This window comes from Pseudomonas sp. ZT5P21 (assembly GCF_054897785.1).
The window spans coordinates 5,058,663-5,074,838 of record NZ_CM142705.1 but is presented as its reverse complement, the minus strand read 5'-3'; the positions used below and the strand labels follow the sequence as shown (position 1 = coordinate 5,074,838).

Genomic DNA, 16,176 nt, shown 5'->3' with positions numbered 1-16,176 from the left:
GAACATGAGCGATAACACTGTATCCCCGGCCGCCGACGCACCTGCTGCCAAACCTTCCCAGCGTTGGCCGTTGCTGCTGGTCGGGCTGGTCTTGGTGGCTGGCGTGGCGGGCGGGTTGGGCTGGTTCATGCACAAACCCAAGGCGCCACCGGCGGAGTTGGCCAGCGACAAGCTCGGCATGAGCCGGCCGGACGGCCTGCTCGAAACCCATTCCCTGCGCCAATTGCCCAAGGACTTGCTCGCGGTGCCGTTCCTCAAGGACACCCTGACCGAAGATTTCGTCTTCTATTACGAAACCCATGCCGATCGCCTCGGATTGATTGGCAGTCTGCGGCGGATCATTTACGAACATGATCTGAAATTGCAGGACAGCCTGATCGAGCAGCTTTTCGATCAACCGGCAGACGTGGCGCTTTGGCGCGGGGCGGATGGGCGGCTCAAGGATTTCCTGCTGGTGATGGATCGCGGTGGTCTGGTCAAGGTGCTGGAGCCGCTGGCCAAAGTGGCGCTGGATGATTCGCAGCTGACCCAGCTGGGTGAAATCAAGGTCGCCGGTGATGCGGTGCCGCTGTATCAGATCACCTACAACAACAGCAAATCGCTGGTGTTCGCGTCCCATGGCGACAAGCTGGTGGTGCTGTCGAATCCTTCGAAACTGTACGACATCGGCCACGGTCCGACCGACGAGCGCGGAATGGTCTCGACCCAAGCGTTGGAAGCGTTGCTCAGCGGCCAGAAACTTTTTCCCGAAGCCTTCGGCCTGCCAGCCCGCGCGCCGGAAGTGAAACAACGCCTGTCGGTCAATTCCAGCGTCCTGGCCATGGGTTACCAGCGTTTTATCCCGAACTTCGCCGGCCTGCGCTTCGATATGGACGACAAGGGCTGGCACAGCTTCCTCGCCATGGACGAACTGGAGAACCAGCCGGACTTCGATTTCAAACCGATCTGGCAAGCCATGCCGATGGGCGCGAGTGCTTGCGTAGCACTGCCGCTCGCCGCCGAACAACAGAAGCCGTTGCTGGTGAAACTCGGTGCCGAAGAAACCGTGGCCCAGTCGCTGACCGAACACATGGCCGGTGCCGCCGGCCTATGCTGGTACGCCGATTCGCGGCTGTACACGCCGCTGCTGGTGGCCAGTCTGAACGACAATGACAGCGCCAGACTCGATGGTGATCTGGGTAATCTGTTCGGCTCGATGGTCGGCGCTCATGAAGGTAACGTTGAAGAGCATGCCTTCCCGGTGATCGAGAAACAGGAAGGTGATAATCACCAGTGGCAGCGTCAGGTCAGCTCCAACTTCGGCCCTTACAAAGCCAAGGACGCCGAGAACCCGGACGCGATCACCGGCAAGGCGTTCATGAAAGTCAGCCTGGCCCGCCACGGTTCGACGCTGCTGTTTTCCCTCGACGACAAGCTCGTGGACAAAGCCCTCGGCACCCTCGACAAACGTTTCCCGCCGATGGCCGACGTGGTGCCGAAAGACCTGCTGATGCCGGTTTACTTCGGCCCGGACTCCATGGCGCAACTGATGCAACAGGAAACCCTCGACAGCCTGCCGCAGGACATGGAGCCAGTGTTCTACAACGCCGCGCAGACCTACCTGATTCCGAAACTGCGCAAGCTCGGCAACTACGGCAAATACGCGCTGACCCTGCCCGAAGGCAGCGAGCCCGACGGTCATTGGCAGTGGCTGCCGCTGGAATGGAAAGCGCTGTGACCGCACTTATCCGAGGCCTCGTTTTGCTGGTGATGTTGCTGGGCAGTCGCGCCTTTGCCAGCGACGCCGCGCCGCTCGATCCGCAGCAATCCCAGGTGTTCCGCGCCTGGTTCGTGCGCATCGCCCAGGAGCAACTGACCCAAGGCCCGAGCCCGCGCTGGTATCAGCAGGACTGCGCCGGGCTCGTGCGTTTCGCCGCCAACGAAGCGCTGAAAGTCCATGATGACAAATGGCTGCGCAGCAATGGCCTGTCCAACCGCTACCTGCCGCCGGAACTGCAACTGAGCGAGGCCCAGCGCGGCCTCGCCCAGCAATGGCAACAGGGCGGCGGCAAGGTCGGGCCGTACGTCAACGCGATCAAACTGATTCAGTTCAACAGCCATCTGGTTGGCCGCGACCTGACGCAAGCCCGGCCTGGCGACTTGATGTTTTTCGATCAGGGCGACGACCAGCACCTGATGATCTGGATGGGCCGCTACATCGCCTATCACACCGGCACCACGACCCCCACTGATAACGGCATGCGCTCCGCGAGCCTGCAACAACTCATGACATGGAAGGACACCCGATGGATACCCGACGCAGCCAACCCCAACTTCATCGGCGTCTATCGACTGAACTTTCTCTCCCAATGACCGGTGCCCGCATGCTGCGCTTTTTGTCTCTACTGTTGGTATTGGTACTGCCTTGTGCGGCGGTGAATGCCGAAGACACCGTCGAACCGAGCGGCTACACGCCGGTGGCCGGTGAAAGTTTTTTCCTGCTGGCCGACAGCAGTTTTGCCAGCGACGAACAGGCGATGGTCCGTCTTGAAGCACCGGGCCGCGACTATCGGCGGTTCCGCATGGAGCCTTACGGCGGCGCGGACATTCGCGTGTACCGCATCGAAAAACCGCTGGATTTCCTCAAGCGCCAGAAGAACCTGCACCGCGTGGTCAGCAACGGCCAGTTCAAGGGCGAAGGTTTGTCGAACACCCTCGCGTACCTGTGGGACAACTGGTACCGAAAATCCCGTCGCGTGATGCAGCGAGCGTTTTCCTACGAGTCGCGTAAACAAGTCACCGAGGAAGTGCCGGAACTGAAAATGGGCGCTGCGATTGCTGCGCCAACGCCTTACGACGCACAGCCGCAATTCGCACTGATTCCTGGCCTGCCGGTGGTCAGTCAATTCCGCTACCCGCTGTGGCAAGCCAAACCGATCCAGCCGCCTACAGGTGTAAACCTCGCCGGTTCTTCCAGCGAGTTCGTCACTGTCGCGCCGGGCAATGTGTACATCCCGCTGGGCAACCTGAAACCCGGTCTGTACCTGGTGGAAGCATTGGTCGGCAAGTATCGCGCGACCACTATGGTTTTTGTCTCCAACACCGTGGCCGTGAGCAAGATTGCCGGTGATGAACTGGTGGTCTGGGCCGCACGCAAACACGAAGGCAGTTCAGTGCCGAAGGTCAATGTGCTGTGGACCGATGGCCTAGGCGTGATGAGCAGCGGCGCCACCGATGCCGATGGTTTGCTGCGCCTGAAACACGTCAGCCCCGAGCGTTCGTTCGTGATCGGCGAGGACGAAGAGGGCGGGGTATTTGTCTCCGAAAACTTCTATTACGACAGCGAAATCTACGACACCAAACTCTATGCCTTCACCGACCGGCCGCTGTATCGACCGGGGGATTGGGTGTCGCTGAAAATTGTTGGTCGTGAGTTCAAGAATGCGCGTGATTCGGTATTGCCCACGGCCGCTGACGTCAACGTGACGGTGCTCGATGCCACCGGCACGGCGCTGCAATCGCTGGCGTTGAAACTCGATTCCAAGGCCGGTACTCAAGGCCGTTTCCAGTTGCCCGACAACGCGGTGGCGGGCGGTTATGAATTGCGCTTCAGCTACAGGGATCAGGTCTACAGCAGCGCCTTCCGCGTTGCCGAATACATCAAGCCGCACTTCGAAATCTCGCTGAATCTGGCCAAGCAGGATTACCGCACCGGCGAACCGGTAAGAGGCAGCCTGGTGCTGCTGTACCCGGACGGTAAACCGGTGGCCGATGCCAAGTTGACCCTGAGCCTGCGCGCCCAGCAACTGTCGATGGTCGACAACGAACTGCAATACCTCGGGCAATTCCCGGTGGAACTGACCAGCACCGAACTGACCACCGATTCCAAGGGCAACGCGACCCTGGATCTGCCCGCCGCCGAGAAACCGAGCCGTTACATGCTCACCGTTTTTGCCAGCGATGGCGCGGCGTATCGGGTCAAGACCACCAAGGAAATCCTCATCGACCGGGGCGCGGCCAGTTTCCGCCTGAGCGCGCCGCAACGGTTCAGTGCGGTGGGTGACAAGGTTGCATTCAGCTATCTGAACGAGGGTGGCAGCGAGCAGAGCAAAGCGGTCACGCCGAGCGGCTACCACTGGGTGCGTCTGGAAGATCAGTCCGCTGGCGAAGGCAAACTGGCTGCGAGCGATAAAGGTTTTACATTGGCCTTCGACCGTCCAGGCACCTACAACCTGACGTTGAAGGATGAGCATGGCCGAGTCATTGGCGCTACCGGGCATTCGGTCACCGGCGATGGCATCAAAGCCGTGCCCGGCACCGTGGAAATCGTCCTTGATAAACCCGAGTACAAGGCCGGTGATGAAGCCCTCGCGCTGATCACTTTCCCGGAGCCTGTCAGCGATGCCTTGTTGTCATTGGAGCGCGACAAGGTTGAAACCACGGCGCTGCTGTCCAAGGGCGGCGACTGGCTGAAGATAGAAAAACTCAGCGACACTCAATACCGCGCACGCATCCCGGTGAAGGACAATTTCGCGCCGAACCTGACCTTCTCCGTGCTGTACACCAAGGGCGGTCAATACAGCTTCCAGAACGCCGGGATCAAGGTGATTGCGCCGCAGATCGACGTGGTCATCGCCACGGACAAAGAGGCGTATCAGCCGGGCGATACCGTATCCGTCGACCTCACCACCCAGTTTGCCGGCAAGCCGATTCCGGCACACTTGACGGTCAGCGTGGTCGACGAAATGGTCTACGCGCTGCAACCGGAAGTCGCGCCGACCATCGACCAGTTCTTCTATCACCCGCGCCGCAACAACGTGCGCACCAGCGCCAGTTTGTCGTTCATCAGCTACGACGTCGCATTGCCGGGCAGCCCTGGCGCGCCGGGCAAAGCCAACCGCAGCGAACGCGGCGTGAAAGTACTTGAGCGGCCGCGTCGCGAAGACGTCGACACTGCCGCGTGGCAGCCGGAATTGATCACCGACGCCCATGGCAAAACCCGCTTCACGTTCAAAATGCCGGACTCGCTGACCCGCTGGCGCATCACCGCGCGAGCCATTGCCGATGACGGTCAGGTCGGGCAGAAGAAGCAGTTCGTGCGCTCGGAAAAACCGCTGTACCTGAAGTGGAGCGGCCCGACGAAATTCCGCACGGGCGACAAACCGGATCTCGGTGTGTTCGCCTTCAGTCAGGCCGAAATGCCGGTCAAGGCTGAGCTGGTGATCCATTACGGTGGCGCCGAGCAACGCGTGCCGGTGACGCTGAACAACGGCATCAACTACATCGCATTGCCGGGGTTTGCTTTGGCCACGGGCGAGTGGACCGCCGAGCTGGTACAGGACGGCAAAACCGCAGATGCCTTGGCTGTCAGCCTGAAGGCGACCGGCGAAGGCTGGCAGGTCACGCAAAGCCAGAGTCTGGACGTGGCCAGCGGCGATACACCGCTGACCCTGCCGGTTGACGCAACCGATATTCGCCTGCGTCTGGATGACAGTCCGCAAGCGCTGTTCCGTTCGGCGCTCGATGATTTGCTGAGCTATCCGTACGGCGGCGTCGAGCAAACGGCCAGTCGTTTGCTGCCGTTGAGCATTGCGTATCCAACCTTGTCGTCGAATCCGCAGATCCGCGATCGCTTGCGGCTGATCATGCAGAACAGCCGTCTGCGACTGGTGCAAATGGCCGGGCCGTCGGCGAGCTTCACCTGGTGGGGCATGGACGGTGAGCCGGACGCGTTCCTCACCGCGTACGCTTACTACGCCGACTGGCACGCCAGCAAAGCGCTGGATCTGAACCTGCCGCCGGAGCATTGGCAGCGAGTCCTGGACGTTTATTTGAAGCAGGCTAAAAACACGCCGTTGTTGCAGCGGGCGTTGATCCTGTCGTTTGCCAAACAGATGCAATTGCCGGTGAACACGCTGCTCAGCGGTTTGATGGATGACCTGGCGCAAGCGGGCGAAGGCAATGCCGCGAACCTGATGGAGGATGGCGAGGACAGTATTGTCATGAGCAATCCGGATTCGGCGCTGGGGTTGGCGGCGGCGCGTGCGTTGACGGCATCGCTGGCGCGTCAGTCCAAAGTGGTTTTGCCGGACGCCTTCAATCGTCAATTGCCGGATGCGCAGCAACGTCTGGCCGTCAGCTCGCAGCCATTTGCCGAAGCGTTGAACCTGTCGCTGCAAGCCTTCGATCAGGCTCACGCGCAAGCGTTGTTGCAACGGTTGCTGCCACAACAATCGACGCTGGAACGCGCATTGGCACTGACCTGGTTGCAACGCAGCATTGAGCTGGGCTCGCCGACCATCGCGCTGGCACCGGGCGAAGGCTGGAAGAAACAACAGGGTGTTACCGGTGAGGTGTATTGGACGTGGCAGGGTGCTGCGCCAGTGCCCGCGGTCTTGTCGCTGACCGGGACACAAGAGCGTCCGTTGCGGGCAGCGTTGAGCTTTCAGACTCGGCAACCGCCCGTTGAGCCGATGACGGTGACCATTACCCGTCGCCTGTCGCGATTGGTGCCGGGCGACGAAGCCTTCACGTTCAAAGTCGAAGCGGTCGGCACCAAGCCGTTGTCCAGCGACAGTCTGTATCTGGACGAAGTGATCATCACCAGCAAAGCCGCGAAGCCGCTGCGTTACGGGATGATCGAAGTGCCGCTGCCGCCGGGAGCGGATGTCGAGCGCACCACCTGGGGCATCAAGTTGATGGGCAAGGCCGGCACTGAACCGACGGCGCTGGAGAAGGCGCGCTTCGAACCGGGTCAGATGGCTTACGCAATACCGGTGGATGCCTTGAGCGGCGAATTGCGCTTGCGTCATCTGGTGCGCTTTTCGCAGAAGGGCCAGTTCAACCTGCCGCCGGTGCGTTTCACTCAGGTCTACGCGCCACAGCATCAGGCGCAGGAACAGAAACCGGCACTTGGTCAGGTCACGGTCAACTGACATGACCCGGCGTTTGCTCTGGTGGCTGCTGTGGTTGATTCCCGCGCTGGCGACAGCGCAGGACGAGCCGCTGCGTCTGGGCTTTAAAGGTGAACTGCTTTCGTTGAGCCGCACTCAGGTGATTTCGCGCGAGCCAATGCCGGCTGATTTGCAGGCGCCGTTGGGCAGTCTTTGGAAATTATTTGTTTATGGCTGGCTGGTGGATACCGGTGCTCAGGAACCGGTTTACGAATGTCGCGGACAATCGAAAGAAGAAGTGTATTGCTGCACGGCGGGCGGCAGGATTGAGCGTGATCAGGCGTTGGTGAAGTCCTGCGGGTTGTATTTTGAACCTGCGCGGTTGGGCATTGCGGACGCAGATTGGCGAACATATTGGCAAGCGCGGAAGGCGCCGCAGTGGTTGCTTGACTTGCCTTCATTGCAGCCATCCACGCGAGTTCCAGTGGCTGAGTTGCTGGGGATGTTGGCCGTGATGCCGGCGCAGGAACAGGCTCGGCGGGTGTTATTGGATGTCGTGTTGAATGCGGCTGACGGTAATGTCGTGGGCGAGTTCGGTGGCCGGTTGCGGGTGAAAACCTGGAGCTGGTTGGGGGATCAGGATCCATCGTCGCGTCAGGGTGGGTTTGCCGGTTGGATGGCGGATGGAGCGCCGATCTGGGCGGGTGGGCGCGGGACCAGTCAGATGGTTTTGCGCAATTACGGTCAGGCGTTATCTTCGGTGTTGCCGGTTGATTGGCCCTTGGATGCGGGACGCTGTGTCGAAGTGGGGCTGTTTTCACGGTATCCGATTGGTCGCGTATTGGCGGGGGATCGTGTTGTTACTTCCGGGCCCTTGCAGGGCGACTTTCGCGTTGAATTCGTTTCCGGCAACCAACTGGATATTCACAGCGACGGCGAACTGTTTTTGATCAACGACAAGCTTGTCGCCCGCCTGGACCGCGAAGAATACGTCGCCCGCGTCCTCCAGCGCGAAGCCAAATCCGAACCTGCTGAAGCCGCCAAAGCCCTGGCCGTCGCCATCCGTACTTACCTGCTGCAAAACGCCACCCGCAACGGCGATTGCCTGAGCATCGACGACAGCAGCAGCCGCCAACGCGTCGCTCCACGCCCGGCCACTGCCGGGTCGCGCAACATCGCCGCGTGGACCAGCGATCTGGTGTTGGCCGGTAGCGCCGTCACCTACCACTCCGACCAGCCCGGCCCGGACAAACTCTCCTGGCAGCAAGCCGTCGAACAAGCCAATGCCGGCCAACGCTACGACGCCATCCTGCTGCACGCCTACCCGCGCGCTAGCCTCAGCCGCTGGGACAACCCCGTCGCTTCCTGCGAAGCGCTTCCCGCCGCCCAAGACTGGCTGCAAACCCAACGTCGCGGCTGGCGCCAACGCCTCGAAAGCGAAACCGGCTACAACGAAGTCAGCACCTTCGCCGTCTGCCGCCTGGCTTTCGGCCGTCCTTTTGTCGACCGCGAACGCCAGCGCATCTACGTGCGCGGTGTGCAGTCGCTGCAAGATCGCCTCGACCTGACCCACGAATACCTGCACCTGGCCTTCGAAGCACACCCCAACGGCCAGGATGAAACCTACATCGAAGGGCTCGCCCGCCATCTCTTGCTGGAATAGGCCATGAAACTCCGTTATCCACAGGTCTTCCTGTTCCTTTGTTTAATTAGCGTGTTGCCGACGGCTTCTGCTGCTGAAAGCACCGTCAAACTCGACACCCCCGTCGGTGGCTGGCGCACGGGTGCGGTCGAGGGCGAAGGTGAAAACTTCCGCCAGACCGTCAACTACCCGGCTTCGTCGGTGAACACACCGGTCGGCCAAGCCAACACCGCACGCATCACCGGCCAGATCAACGCCACGCCCAAGCCCGCTGAACCGGGGCTGCTGATCGTCAACGGCGTCAGCATGCCGCTGAAGGTCGATCCCGCGGGCCGCTTTGATCGACCGTTCTCGTTTCCCAACGGCAGCAACAGCGTTGAAGTGCGCAGCCCCGATGGCCAACAGCGCCATCGCACACAGTTCCTCAATGCCAGCGGCGGCGCCACCCCAGCGAAATTACGGGTGTTGTTGGCCTGGGACAGCGATGGTACGGATCTGGATTTACACCTGATTACCCCTGATGGCGCACACATCTGGTACGGCGACCGTGTGGTGCCCAATGGCGCTGCGCTGGATGTTGACGTGACCACTGGATATGGCCCGGAAATCTTCGCCATGCCGGCGCCGATCAAAGGGCAGTATCTGGTGTATGTGAACTACTTCGGGGGCGGGTACCGGAGTGATGAGGAGGGACAGGAGGATGCGGTTCAGCCACTGACCACAGCGCAGGTGACGGTAATAACCGAGGAAGGGACGCCGAACGAGAAGATGGAGACTTTTCTGGTGCCGATGCGGGCGGTGGGGGAGTTGACGTTGGTTAAGGGGTTTAGTTATCCGTGAGGGAAATAGTCTCAGCAGTATTGAGATTATTAAATTGGGCAGCAGGTCGCTGCCCAATTGCATGAAGGGCGCCTTGAGTCAAAACGCAGACATTAAAAAGCCGGCTTGTGGCCGGCTTCTCGGGGACTGGCTTGGTTCATTTTTGGTAAACCGCGCCAGCCTTCAAAACGTACACCCGGATCTTGCGTCCGGCTGTGGGACTTGGTCAGAAAATCATCTGCCTTGTCGGTGCGATCAGAGCCGCGGGGCGGGGTGATGCGCAAATGTGGGGCGCAGCATACTGATTTTTTTTGGGAATTCCCAGTTTGGTGTTTGAGATAGAGCTGTCGGTAAGTTTGGGGCAAGGTGACCGACCTTGGTATTGAGGGTGAATGTTTTGCCGCCTTCGCGGGTAAGCCCGCACCCACAGGGAATGTGTACGCCTGGTGGAGTGGACATACCCGTCAAAGTGTTACAAGAACGGCACCGGCGGCCTGCGTTTTTTCAGGGTCGACCACCAGAACACCCACCCCAGTACTCTTATGTTTTCCTCTTCAATCTGCGGAGGCCTGAAGACCTCATCCGGGTATTCGGCGCTGTTATGGCTGCGCATGCGAATCGCGTTACCCGGTACCCGGCTCAGGTATTTGATGCGCAACATGCCGTCATGTTCGATAGCGTAAATCTCTCCGTCGACAATTTGCGTGAGCCCACGGTCGATGGCGACGATGGAGCCGTCTTCAATTTTTTCGGCCATGCTGTTGCCGACCATGCGGGCACAGATGGCATCGGCGTGGTTGATTTCCAGGGAGTCGAGATCGCTGCGCGGCAGTCGGATCGATTCGCTGGGGTCTTTGATGACATGGGTTTTGTCGGAACCGGGGGTAATTGCCGTTTCCTTGTAAAAGGGCAGCTCGATATCGACTGGCTCGATGACCCGATAGGTGCCGCGGATCGACTGGGCGTCGAAAGCGTTGCCGGATTCGTCGATCAGACGTAAGTCCCTGGCGTCTTTCGGTCCTTCGCCGGTTTTCAGCCATTCGCTGTTCACGGACAGTCTTCTGGCGACATCTTCCATGCGGTAGTCGGGCACGCCGCGGCTATACCAGTTATGGACAGTTTGAGGGTCGGAAATGCCCAGGAATTCGGCAAATCTCGTTGTCGTGATTTGGACCTCTTTCAGGAGCATTCTGAATCGTGGACCGCAGGTTTCGTTCTTTTTCATAAACACGAGTCTAGCCGCGCGGCATAAGGCTTTGATTCAACAAAACGTTCAAATATGGCGTGAAATTTAAGTCCTGATGTAAGACGTCTTTGGTAAGAATTAAACAAGAAAAAACCGCTGCGTCCGCCAGTTAAACGTGCTGTTTGCACCGACAGTCGAACGCGCACAAAAAACCCCGGATCAACCGGGGTTCTCTGTTAAAGCCGTGCGTGAGGAGCGACGATCAGCCTTTATAAGCAGCAACCGACTTCATGATCTCGGCGCGGGCAGCTTCTGCGTCGCCCCAACCTTCGATCTTCACCCATTTGCCTTTTTCGAGGTCTTTGTAGTTTTCGAAGAAGTGCTTGATCTGTTCCAGCAGCAGCGGTGGCAGATCGGTGTATTCCTTCACATCGACGTACAGCTGGGAAAGCTTGTCGTGTGGGACTGCGATGACTTTGGCATCGCCGCCGCCGTCGTCGGTCATGTTCAGGATGCCGACCGGGCGTGCGCGGATCACGGAGCCTGGGGCAACCGGGTAAGGGGTCACGACCAGCACGTCGAGGGGATCACCGTCGTCAGCCAGGGTGTTCGGGATGAAACCGTAGTTGGCCGGGTAGAACATCGGGGTGGCCATGAAACGGTCAACGAACAGGCAATCGCTGTCTTTGTCGATTTCGTATTTGATCGGCGCGTGGTTGGCCGGAATCTCGATCGCGACGTAGATGTCGTTCGGCAGGTCTTTGCCAGCCGGAATCTTGCTGTAGCTCATTGGGCGGTGCCCCCGTTAGTTGACCAAAAACACTTGGCCGGATTGACCAAAAAGTGGCGGCGATTATAGGCATATTCCGCCGATGATGCCACGTACCAAGGGTCGTAGAGACCTTAGTCGTGTGCTTGATAGACCGGGTTATGAGTTTGAAGTTGCTTCAGCCTTTCAAGTGGGTCCTGACGGTAAAACAGCTTCAGTTGCTCATAGACCTGAGGATACGCCTCATGCAGCAAATCCGGTGCGCTGAAGAAGTATTCGCTGGTGACCGCAAAAAACTCCGCGGGGTTTTCCGCGGCGTAGGGGTCGAGAGCGGTTTCGGCCTCCGGGTTGCGTTCCAGTTGCCGGTCGAGGTCGTCGTAGGCCTCTTGCATGACCCTGGCCCAGTCGCTGACGCGCATGTCGGCGTGCAGCGGCGGCAGGCCGTTGGCGTCGCCATTGAGCATGTCCAGCTTGTGTGCGAGTTCATGGATGACCAGGTTGTAGCCTTCCCAGCCGCCGCTGGCCATCACGCCGGGCCAGGCGAGGATGATCGGACCTTGCTGCCAGGCCTCACCGCTGTGTTCGCCGTCCCACTCGTGCTCGACGCCACTGGCGTCACGATGTCGCTGCGGGCTGAGGAAGTCGTCGGGATAGAGGACGATTTCGTGAAAACCCTGATACCAGTTCAGATCGCCCAGGTTCAGCAAGGGTAATTGCGCCTGGGCGGCGAGCAGCAAGCGTTGTTCCTGATGGAGTTCGACGCCGGGCAGGGCGGTCAGGTGTTTGTCTTCGAGAAACAGCACACTGGCTTCGCGCAGCCACTGGTCTTCAGCCGCGCTGATGCCGTCGAGAAAACTAAGGTGATGACGGACCCGCTGCCACATATCGTTGGCAATCGGATGTCTGGCCAGGATGCGCCGGCGCCGCCAGGCGCTGAGCGACCACATCGCTCAGCGTGGTTCGGCTTTGGACGCAGAGCTACCGAAGCGGCTGCGCACCACACCAATGATCATCGGCACCAGCGACAGCAGGATGATGCCCACCACCAGCAGCGACAGGTTTTTCTTGATGAACGGTACGTTGCCGAAGAAGTAACCGAGGGTCACCAGGCCGCCCACCCAGAGGATGGTGCCGAGGACGCTGAAGGCAAAGAAACGCGGATAAGGCATTTTCGCCACGCCGGCGACGAACGGTGCAAAGGTGCGGATGATCGGCAGAAAACGCGCCAGAGTCACGGTCTTGCCACCGTGTTTGTCGTAGAAATCGTGGGTTTGTTGCAGGTAATCGCGACGGAAGATTTTCGAGTTCGGGTTGCTGAACAGACGCTCACCCGCTGTTCGTCCGATGATGTAGTTGGTGCTGTCACCGAGAATCGCCGCCAGCATCAGCAGGCCACCCAGCAACACGGGGTCCATGCCGCCACCCGCCGCCACGGCACCCGCGATAAACAGCAAGGAATCACCCGGCAGGAAAGGCATCACCACCAGGCCGGTTTCGCAGAAGATCACCAGAAACAGAATGGCGTAGATCCATGGCCCGTAGTTGTTCACCAGCAAGTCGAGGTAAACATCGAGATGCAGGATAAGGTCGAGCGGGTTGAAATCCATGGGGGCACCTGTGGTGACGGCCGGACTCAGCAGGCCTGCGCGGATGAATTCGCTTAAGGCTACAGATGAGTGTAGTTTTTCTTACAAGCGGAAAGGTCGGCATTATACGGGCTGAATAGTGAAAAGCGCGTCGAGTTTGTAGCGGGGGATGTCGCGAGAGTTGGCCCACTACGCGATTCGTTGTGGCGAGGGAGCTTGCTCCCGCTGGAGGGCGAAGCACTCCCAACGCCTGAGTTCGCGGTAGGTCAGGCGAATTAGATTGGCCGATTCTACGACTGCTGCGCAGCCGAGCGGGACGGTGCGGCGATCCGACAAGCTCCCTCGCCACAGGAGCTCGCCACAGCGTAGCGGCGTCAGAGTCCGTCGCTGATCGGCAGCACGTAGTTTTTGAACTCGGTGTCTTCCTTGAACCCGATGGATTCGTAGGTTTTCTGCGCGACTTCGTTATTGCTGCTGGTGGAAACGCGCATGCGCACGGCATTGGTTTCCTTAGCCATTTTTTTCGCGGTGCGGATCAGGTTGTCGGCCACCAACTGGCGACGGGCGTCTTCGGCGACGTAGATGTCGTTGAGGATCCACACGCGTTTAAGTGAAAGCGACGAAAAGCTTGGGTACAACTGACAGAAACCCATCAGTTTGTTGTTGTCGTCATCGGCCAGGGCCAGGTAGATCACCGACTCCTTGCGACGCAGGCGCTTCTCGAGGAACGCCCGGGACGAGTCCGGATACGGCAGGGAACCATAAAACTCGCGATATTTGACGAACAACGGGGTCAGCAGGTCCAGATGTTCGAGGGTCGCTTGAATAATCCGCATCGATAGGTCTCGTCTTCAAGTGGCTGTCTTCACGTGCTCTGACGGCGAACGGTTCTCACTCGGGCAGCCGTGTTTCGATCCTGCCTGAAATCCGGGCATAAACGCAATGCGGAAACGGTTCAGGCATGCGACGAATTCAGTAGGAAATTACCGTTCATTTCCGCACCTGCGTCCGACTCCAGCGTCTGAAGCTGCGCTTCGTCCTTCAGGTTAACCCCCGACAACTGCCGCCGACAGGCTTCACGCATCAGATACAGCAGGCGGTGTACCGCCATGCCATAACTCAAGCCTTCCAGTCGCACATTGGAGATGCAGTTGCGGTAAGCATCCGTCAGGCCGACCTTTGGATTGTAGGTGAAATACAATCCCAGGCTGTCTGGTGAGCTGAGGCCAGGGCGTTCGCCGATGAGGATGACCACCATTTTTGCGCCCAGCCGCTCACCGATTTCATCGGCCACCGCGACCCGGCCTTGTTTGACCAGAATCACCGGTGAAACGGACCAGCCTTCGGCCTCGATCCGCTCTTCCATGCGCGCAAGGAAGGGCGCGGTGTGGCGATGCACAGCCAGTGCTGACAAGCCATCGGCGACGACAATCGCCAGATCGACGCCACCCGGATGGGTCGAGGCGTAGTCGCGCAGGGTTTGCGCCGACGCGTCGCTCAACTTGCGCCCCAGATCGGGGCGCTGCAAATAGCTGTCCCGGTTCGTAGCGGCGCTGTGCAGCAGCAAACTTTGGCGCCCGCGTTCGGCCAATTGCGCGCTGAGCCCGGCAGGGTCGAAGGGCAGGTGCACCGCGTCGCGTGCCTGGGCGTGGGCGTACTGGAAGTCCAGCTGCGCTCGGGTGGGCATGCTGGTGCCGGTGCGGCCCAGAGCAATTCGCGCCGGGGTCAGGCGTCGCAGTTCCAGCAATGGATTGTCTGAATCAACAGACGGTCTATCCATCTCGACAGTCATCCCAGTTGCCCCATCGCTTGGCGGAAGGCTGGCGGCAGGCTGTCGCCGAAATGAATCTTGCCGTCTGCCTGGGTGAAGATGCCCGTTTTTGCCAGCCACTGCTCGAACTCCGGCGCCGGCTTTAGGCCCAATGTTTGTCGGGCATAGAGCGCGTCGTGGAACGAGGTGGTCTGATAATTGAGCATGATGTCGTCGGAACCGGGGATGCCCATGATGAAGTTGATTCCGGCCACGCCCAGCAGGGTTAGCAGGGTGTCCATGTCGTCCTGATCGGCTTCGGCGTGGTTGGTGTAACAGATGTCGCAGCCCATCGGCACGCCCAGTAATTTGCCGCAGAAATGGTCTTCCAGACCGGCACGGATGATCTGTTTCCCGTTGTAGAGGTACTCCGGGCCGATGAATCCTACGACTGTGTTCACCAGGAACGGTTTGAAATGTCGCGCAACCGCGTAGGCGCGGGTTTCGCAGGTCTGTTGATCGAGGCCATGGTGGGCGTTGGCCGACAGGGCGCTGCCCTGACCGGTTTCGAAATACATCAGATTTTGCCCCAGCGTGCCGCGATTCAGGCTCAAACCGGCGTCGTAACCTTCCCGCAAAACGTTGAGATTGATGCCGAAGCTGGCATTGGCCGCTTCGGTGCCGGCGATCGACTGGAACACGAGGTCCAGCGGAACGCCGCGATTGATCGCTTCGATGGACGTGGTGACGTGGGTTAACACGCAGGCTTGTGTAGGAATTTCGTAGCGCTGGATGATCGCATCGAGCATTTCCAGCATCGCGCAAATCGAGGCAATGCTGTCGGTGGCCGGGTTGATGCCGATCATCGCGTCGCCGTTGCCGTACAACAGACCGTCGAGAATGCTCGCGGCAATGCCCGCCGGTTCGTCGGTGGGATGGTTGGGCTGAAGGCGTGTGGATAAGCGTCCACGCAGGCCCATGGTGCCGCGAAAGTGCGTGACCACGCGGATTTTCTGCGCGACCAGCACCAGGTCCTGCACGCGCATGATTTTCGACACGGCCGCGGCCATTTCCGGCGTCAGTCCGGGGGCGAGGGCGCGCAGGCTCTGTTCGTCGGCGGCATCGCTGAGCAGCCAGTCGCGGAAGCCGCCGACCGTGAGATGGCTGACCACGGCGAAGGCTTGGTTGTCGTGAGTGTCGATGATCAGTCGGGTAACTTCATCGGCCTCATAGGGAATCAGCACTTCCTGCAGGAAATGAGTCAGCGGGATATCAGCCAGGGTCATTTGCGCGGCCACGCGCTCGCCATCGTTGAGGGCGGCGACGCCCGCCAGAAAGTCCCCGGAACGCGCTGGACTGGCCTTGGCCATGACCTCTTTGAGGCTGGCGAAGCGGTAGGTCTGGGCGCCGATGGAATGGGCAAATGTGGCCACGGTGTCCTCCTGATTCAGTCAATCACTCAACAGCACCGCCTAACCCTGTAAAAGCCGAGCTTGCTCGCGAAAGCGGTGCGTCATGCAATAAAAGTTTTGAATGTGCCGCCACCTTCGCG

Annotated in this window: 12 protein-coding genes; 5 read left to right on the top strand and 7 right to left on the bottom strand. The window is 59.7% G+C overall.

Going from position 1 to position 16,176, the window contains the following annotated elements:
* Nucleotides 1-4 precede the first annotated feature (4 nt).
* The 5 genes from ACYZT9_RS23600 to ACYZT9_RS23580 are packed head-to-tail and all read left to right on the top strand — an operon-like array spanning nt 5 to nt 9,354.
* Nucleotides 5-1,717: a DUF2138 domain-containing protein gene (locus tag ACYZT9_RS23600; RefSeq protein ID WP_462007654.1), complete on the top strand. Its 1,713-nt coding sequence runs from the start codon at nt 5-7 to the stop codon at nt 1,715-1,717.
* Between the two features lie 32 nt (nt 1,718-1,749).
* The gene (locus ACYZT9_RS23595; protein ID WP_462010281.1) at nt 1,750-2,352 is read left to right on the top strand and encodes a DUF1175 domain-containing protein; all 603 of its coding nucleotides are present in this window, start codon (nt 1,750-1,752) and stop codon (nt 2,350-2,352) included.
* Nucleotides 2,349-6,914, top strand: a complete 4,566-nt coding sequence (locus ACYZT9_RS23590) for an alpha-2-macroglobulin family protein (protein ID WP_462010280.1) — start codon at nt 2,349-2,351, stop codon at nt 6,912-6,914. The genes ACYZT9_RS23595 and ACYZT9_RS23590 overlap by 4 nt, the downstream gene beginning before the upstream one ends.
* A 1-nt stretch (nt 6,915) precedes the next feature.
* A complete protein-coding gene (locus tag ACYZT9_RS23585; protein ID WP_462007653.1) occupies nt 6,916-8,535 on the top strand; it encodes a DUF2300 domain-containing protein in 1,620 nt (539 codons plus the stop codon).
* Between the two features lie 3 nt (nt 8,536-8,538).
* Nucleotides 8,539-9,354, top strand: a complete 816-nt coding sequence (locus ACYZT9_RS23580) for a YfaP family protein (RefSeq protein ID WP_462007652.1) — start codon at nt 8,539-8,541, stop codon at nt 9,352-9,354.
* Between the two features lie 451 nt (nt 9,355-9,805).
* Here ACYZT9_RS23580 and ACYZT9_RS23575 read toward each other — a convergent pair whose 3' ends face one another.
* The 7 genes from ACYZT9_RS23575 to ACYZT9_RS23545 form a co-directional block, all read right to left on the bottom strand.
* Nucleotides 9,806-10,558 carry a S24 family peptidase gene (locus ACYZT9_RS23575; protein ID WP_462007651.1) on the bottom strand — a complete coding sequence of 251 codons (753 nt, stop codon included), beginning with the start codon at nt 10,556-10,558 and terminating at the stop codon, nt 9,806-9,808.
* A gap of 223 nt (nt 10,559-10,781) precedes the next feature.
* Entirely contained in the window at nt 10,782-11,309 is a 528-nt protein-coding gene (ppa, locus tag ACYZT9_RS23570) for an inorganic diphosphatase (RefSeq protein WP_162439598.1), read from the bottom strand.
* A 113-nt stretch (nt 11,310-11,422) separates the two neighbouring features.
* The gene (locus ACYZT9_RS23565; protein WP_462007650.1) at nt 11,423-12,235 is read right to left on the bottom strand and encodes a M90 family metallopeptidase; all 813 of its coding nucleotides are present in this window, start codon (nt 12,233-12,235) and stop codon (nt 11,423-11,425) included.
* A 3-nt stretch (nt 12,236-12,238) separates the two neighbouring features.
* Nucleotides 12,239-12,895, bottom strand: coding sequence for a DedA family protein (locus ACYZT9_RS23560; RefSeq protein WP_462007649.1), 657 nt, complete (start codon nt 12,893-12,895; stop codon nt 12,239-12,241).
* Nucleotides 12,896-13,248: 353 nt separating this feature from the next.
* On the bottom strand, nt 13,249-13,710 hold the full coding sequence (locus ACYZT9_RS23555) for a GNAT family N-acetyltransferase (protein WP_030129561.1): 462 nt from the start codon (nt 13,708-13,710) through the stop codon (nt 13,249-13,251).
* Nucleotides 13,711-13,829: 119 nt separating this feature from the next.
* Nucleotides 13,830-14,654 (bottom strand): ethanolamine ammonia-lyase subunit EutC, encoded by an 825-nt coding sequence (gene eutC, locus ACYZT9_RS23550; protein WP_462007648.1) that lies wholly within the window; start codon nt 14,652-14,654, stop codon nt 13,830-13,832.
* Between the two features lie 8 nt (nt 14,655-14,662).
* A complete protein-coding gene (locus ACYZT9_RS23545) occupies nt 14,663-16,057 on the bottom strand; it encodes an ethanolamine ammonia-lyase subunit EutB (protein WP_462007647.1) in 1,395 nt (464 codons plus the stop codon).
* Nucleotides 16,058-16,176 lie beyond the last annotated feature (119 nt).